This window comes from Leuconostoc sp., assembly GCF_965300815.1.
The window spans coordinates 1-4,722 of sequence record NZ_CBDKZH010000097.1 but is presented as its reverse complement, the minus strand read 5'-3'; the positions used below and the strand labels follow the sequence as shown (position 1 = coordinate 4,722).

7 protein-coding genes and 1 pseudogene are annotated in these 4,722 nt (G+C 46.9%); 1 reads left to right on the top strand and 7 read right to left on the bottom strand.

Features of this window, described 5'->3' with window-relative positions; translation table 11 throughout:
* From ACW12G_RS06360 to ACW12G_RS06330, 7 genes and pseudogenes are all read right to left on the bottom strand, one after another.
* A partial coding sequence (locus tag ACW12G_RS06360) for a DNA topoisomerase (RefSeq protein ID WP_455647543.1) occupies window positions 1–1,499 on the bottom strand: 1,499 nt, incomplete at its 3' end.
* Window positions 1,500–1,579: 80 nt separating this feature from the next.
* Window positions 1,580–2,326, bottom strand: coding sequence for an FAD-binding oxidoreductase (locus tag ACW12G_RS06355; protein WP_455647542.1), 747 nt, complete (start codon window positions 2,324–2,326; stop codon window positions 1,580–1,582).
* A gap of 21 nt (window positions 2,327–2,347) precedes the next feature.
* Window positions 2,348–2,875 carry a hypothetical protein gene (locus ACW12G_RS06350; RefSeq protein WP_455647541.1) on the bottom strand — a complete coding sequence of 176 codons (528 nt, stop codon included), beginning with the start codon at window positions 2,873–2,875 and terminating at the stop codon, window positions 2,348–2,350.
* The gene (locus ACW12G_RS06345) at window positions 2,875–3,174 is read right to left on the bottom strand and encodes a hypothetical protein (RefSeq protein ID WP_455646915.1); all 300 of its coding nucleotides are present in this window, start codon (window positions 3,172–3,174) and stop codon (window positions 2,875–2,877) included. The genes ACW12G_RS06350 and ACW12G_RS06345 overlap by 1 nt, the downstream gene beginning before the upstream one ends.
* A pseudogene (locus tag ACW12G_RS06340) lies at window positions 3,111–3,368 on the bottom strand (hypothetical protein); the annotation flags it as partial. The pseudogene ACW12G_RS06340 and the gene ACW12G_RS06345, both read right to left, overlap by 64 nt.
* An 18-nt stretch (window positions 3,369–3,386) precedes the next feature.
* Window positions 3,387–3,557, bottom strand: coding sequence for a hypothetical protein (locus tag ACW12G_RS06335; RefSeq protein WP_186731243.1), 171 nt, complete (start codon window positions 3,555–3,557; stop codon window positions 3,387–3,389).
* Between the two features lie 4 nt (window positions 3,558–3,561).
* On the bottom strand, window positions 3,562–3,999 hold the full coding sequence (locus tag ACW12G_RS06330) for an FMN-binding protein (RefSeq protein WP_455647540.1): 438 nt from the start codon (window positions 3,997–3,999) through the stop codon (window positions 3,562–3,564).
* A gap of 310 nt (window positions 4,000–4,309) precedes the next feature.
* On the opposite strand from ACW12G_RS06330, the gene ACW12G_RS06325 reads away from it, so the two are divergent.
* Window positions 4,310–4,633: a hypothetical protein gene (locus tag ACW12G_RS06325; RefSeq protein WP_147000998.1), complete on the top strand. Its 324-nt coding sequence runs from the start codon at window positions 4,310–4,312 to the stop codon at window positions 4,631–4,633.
* The last annotated feature ends 89 nt before the right edge of the window (window positions 4,634–4,722 follow it).

The following is a 4,722-nucleotide window of genomic DNA, read 5'->3' as shown; positions in this document are numbered from 1 at the left end:
GCCATGATCCATTTCGTCGTTGGCGCTTGCGGCTTCTTGTTCGCCCCTTCGTGCAAATAAGGTTGTGCGATTGGCCCTAACTGGCCACTCGCCACGTCCTCTTCGGCATCCTCTTCAACTTTTGTAGCACGTTGGGCATCATAGACTGCTTTGAAATTTAACGCAATCGGCACGTTATACGCCGTTTTAAAGTCTGGGTAGTCCGCTAGATTGGCAGTCACGTGATCATAGACATAATCTTCGGCTAACATAGCCAAATAGTTTTTCGCAATCACTTCATAAATGGCTGAGGCACTAGACCCAAATTTGGCCAAACTGGCTAATGTTGTTGGGACGTTTTCCCCTGGTCGGTTGGCCCCGTGAGCGCCTTTGGCTTTTACATGGGTTGGCCGTGGTTGCCGGTGGGTGAGCAGGCTTGGATCAACTTGGACCACTTGGGCAATTTGATCAATTTTTGGCAGCAATTCATTAAATTGCTCTGGTGTGACCGTCTTGTCTTCCGTTCGTGGATAAGACACCACTTGGGCTTCATACATCTTTTGATACGTGCCCAGCACTTCTTGGGCAGAAAAGCCACGCGGTGCCAAAATGGCAGCTAAGCCAGCCAAATCTAACAATTTTCCTGGCGCTTGCGTTCGTGTCTGGTGTTTTTCATTGACCACCGCACTCTCATGATATTGGGCTAAATCCTGTTGCGCAGCCGTCTTTGTTGGAAAGCGCCACGGGATTACATCCCCTTCTGGGGTGATCCGACCAAACACGTGGCCGGCAGGATCTTTGAATTTCACCTCAAAATAAGGCTTTTTGACATAATTTTTAATCGCTTCTAGTTGGGCATAGATTTGCCAGACAATGACTGACTTTAGTCGCCCTTGCCTTGCTACCACCTTAAAGCCTTGTTTTTTAGCCGCAGTAGTGGCAATGCGGGTCAGTTGCATCGAGGCAAAATCCCACCGGTTGCGACTTTCGCCTTTGATGTAGTCGCCGTCTTGTTGCTTATCGGAGACATCGCGGAGCTGGGTCATCGCTGCTTGAATGCCTGTGACGGACTCATCCATAAAGTTTGCCCGCAGGACTTGACCACGCCACTTGATGGCGTCCAACGCTTCCCAAGCTAACAACTCGCCTTCACCCGACGGGTCCGTATCCGTGGCGATGACAATAGCATCATAGCCGTTTTTAGCTTCTTTTTTTAAGTCATCGACCAGCTGTTTTGTCGATTCGATTTTCCCCGTGCGGAAATTGCGTTGCCGAATGTAGGTACGTTCCCATGAGAAATCAGCTAAATCCCAAGGTAAATGCTTGATGAGCCAAGATTTGTAGCGTAGTTTGAGTTCATCAGCGACCATTGCCTCGGGCTCTTTTAGGGTCATCACATGACCCCGTAAATTGGTAATTTTATAGTTAAATTGGTTAAATGTGCCAGTTTGGCCACCCAATGCTTTGACAAAGTTGGCGGCAGCGGATGGCTTTTCCGTAAGTATCAGGTAATTGGGCATCTCTTTATGTCGCCTTTCGATTCATTACCTTACCATTTTACCAGATTTCACAAAGGTATTTGTGGGGATCAATAACACCATCAGAAACTAAACTTTGCAAAGTAGACATGGTCACCCGACACCCCGATACGACGTAATAATTTTTTGGTTTGACTCATCATATTATTTGGCCCACTTAGCAAGTAGACATAATCATTGGTCACCCCTTTGGCCAAAAAGCTTTGCAATTCATCGACGGTAAAGCGCCCTTGATGAACGCGATACTGAAAAGTATCTGGATATTGGGTCTTCAAGTCTGCCAATCCTTGATCATAAACGAGCTCATGCGTTGTTTTAATCAAGTTAATTTGTCGGCCTTGTTTGAGATAATCATGACTCAAACTCAACATCGGGGGAATCCCCGACCCACCAGCTAGGAGCACCAGCGGTTGACGACGTGGTGTCTGGGCCACCATATTTTTGAGCGTCCCATAGGCACCAGTGATGCGGACCCGCGTGTTGACTGGCACATCACGTAACTGTCGTGTCCAATCGCCATCACGTCGGATCATCAGCGAGATGAATTCCGAATCGTTTTCCGCATTTAACAGGCTAAAGGGATGTGGTTCATGCATGCCTGCAATGCTTGGAAAACTAATGAGCACATAATCGCCTGATTGGTAATGTAAGCGGTCGCGTTGCTGTAATCGAATAGTGATTTGTTGCACTGATCGGCTCAACACGTCATTGGCCACGAGCACACCCGAGGCATGCCCACGGAAACTTTGGATTTTATCCCAACCATATAAACCAAAAGCCAAGCCACTGTAAGTATAAAACCAGACCATAAAGCTCATATCTTGGCGAATTTACGGGTTTAAAATCACATGGACAAAAATCAATAATGTGGCCACCACGTTCAACCGGTGCAACCAGACCGAGATTTCATGCTTGAAGACATGCTCAAGCCACTGTTTGACTTGCCGTAACCACCACCACACCCGATCCGTCAACCAGCCGCTAAGAAAGAATACCGAATAGAGGAGCACCCCAATGAGGATGACCAACGCCGCATCCCCGGTGAGCTTAATCAGCCCATTAGATTGGCTCCAGCTTTTATGCAAATACGCCACAATGATAATGCCAATCCCAATCATGCCATGAACAAAGTACATTTCCGGTAAGCCAATCAAACGTTCTAACCATTTTGGTCGGGTGGCAATAAACAGTTCAAACAGCATCCAAACGTAGGCAATCACCCCAAGGTTAATGGCAAAAAATGATTGGGCATAGATTGGACTGAGTCCCATGGCAATGGCTTGAATTAAGGGGAGTGGCAACACAAAAATCGTCACTAACCAAAATAGCCCTAAATAATAACGATGTTGTCGTAACATTAAACGACCTCCTGTCCCAAAAACCAACGTCGCGTCTCGCCGTTGGCTGCGACCAACAGACCAGTCCCTGGCACCGATTGGCCTAGATCAAGCGTGTCAAAATTAGCAGCCACCAACGCTGTTGCCCAAATATCCGCTGTCGTCAAATCTTCTGTCACAACCGTGGCAGACAGCGCATGGCGCCCGGCTGTTTGATAGGCAATATGTTCCCCGCGCGACACAATTCCAGAGGTCGCTACTGCGCCTGACTGTAAGGCGAGGTGCGCGAATACCTGATCGGGCTGGTTAGGATCTTGAATGCCAATTTCCCCCGTCCAATCGGATCATAGAATCCCGTATACCACGCATTAAATAGCCCGTGTGTGTCTTTTAATGCCGTTTCGGCCAATTGCCAAACTGTCCAAAACCCATCCGACGTTTCCGCTAGTGTGAGCTCCCCACGATTAAATCGGGATAATTCGGAATCTGGTAAAAATGGTGAAAAGGTCTGGTCGAGCCAATCAAAGTAGGTTTAAATTTTTGGTAAAATATCGGCCGTAATGGCCGCGATTTTGTCGGCGGATGTCTGCGCTGGTTGGCACACCAGTTCTAAGGTAAACGGGACGGTAAATTTTTCAAAATGCGTTTTGGCAATCTGGTATACGCCTTGTTGCTGCATTGTTGTCAGGATTGGTGTTGTCATAAGATTACCCCGCTTGTGAAATCGCCTGCTTGATCGAGGCTTGGAAACCATGCCAAGTTTCCGTTGCCCCACTGATATTTGAAAAATGTGCCGATTGTGCACTGACGGCTGACTTTTCATAGACCGGTAATGCTTGGGCATTAATGGCTGCCGTTCGATGACTATCAGTTGGGTATTTGACGGTTTTCACCTGCGTGATTTTCCCGTTGACAACTGTGATTTGAACTTGAATCGTGCCGTATTCATAGCTCGCATCTGTCCCCAAGTACGTCCCATCATTATAGGTTGTGGTCGCGGCCGCCACGGTGCGTGCTGATGCTGGCGTGGTTGGCGTGGCACTCGTTGTGGTTTTCGCTGGCGTGTAAAAGAACAGGAAGAAGACATCCAAAAACATTGCGATTAATGCGATTGTGGTAATGCTTAACGTGATTATTTTTTTCATGTATGAACCTCATTATGCGTCATGGCTTACACAGATAATAGCAGAAAAAGGCTAAATGAAAATGAAGAAACGTCATACTCGCCCCTTAGTTGACAATATCTTTTCACTTGTGATACACTACTTGCAACAATTAAATCACGTGTTATATCGAGAGCTAGTGAGTGATTACACACTTTGACCTAGCAGCAACCTACCTTTTGGCAAGGTGCTCCACTGTAATTGGATATACGTCACTTTTAAACGTGTTCGTATATCGAGCACGTTTTTTATTTGTTTAATTAGTCCTTTGGACGTTAAACAGGAGCAATACATGACAACACTAACCTTAGACGCAGCGCTTCGCCAGCAAGCCTTGACCCAACTTGGAATTGCGCAAGTCCTGACGCTGCCTGATGTCACCCCAACTGATCTCGTGCTGATGGCCCAAGCCACGCAAGATCCTGAACTATTCACCCAAATCCAACAGGTTGCTGAGTCACAAGCACACGACTACCTCACCCGTTATCAAGCGATACAACATGCCAACGGTTTCGCCGCTTTGCGTGGTCGTCAGCAGTTCAAAGCACAATTAAGCGAACTCCTGCCACTCCTCCCTGAGACGCAACAAGAAGCTATCCAAAAAATTTATCATTAATTCAAAAAAAATCGCAAAAAACGCTTGACGCCTGCCGTGAAACTTGTTATGATATTATATGTTGTTTGATAGTAATTCAGACATCACTG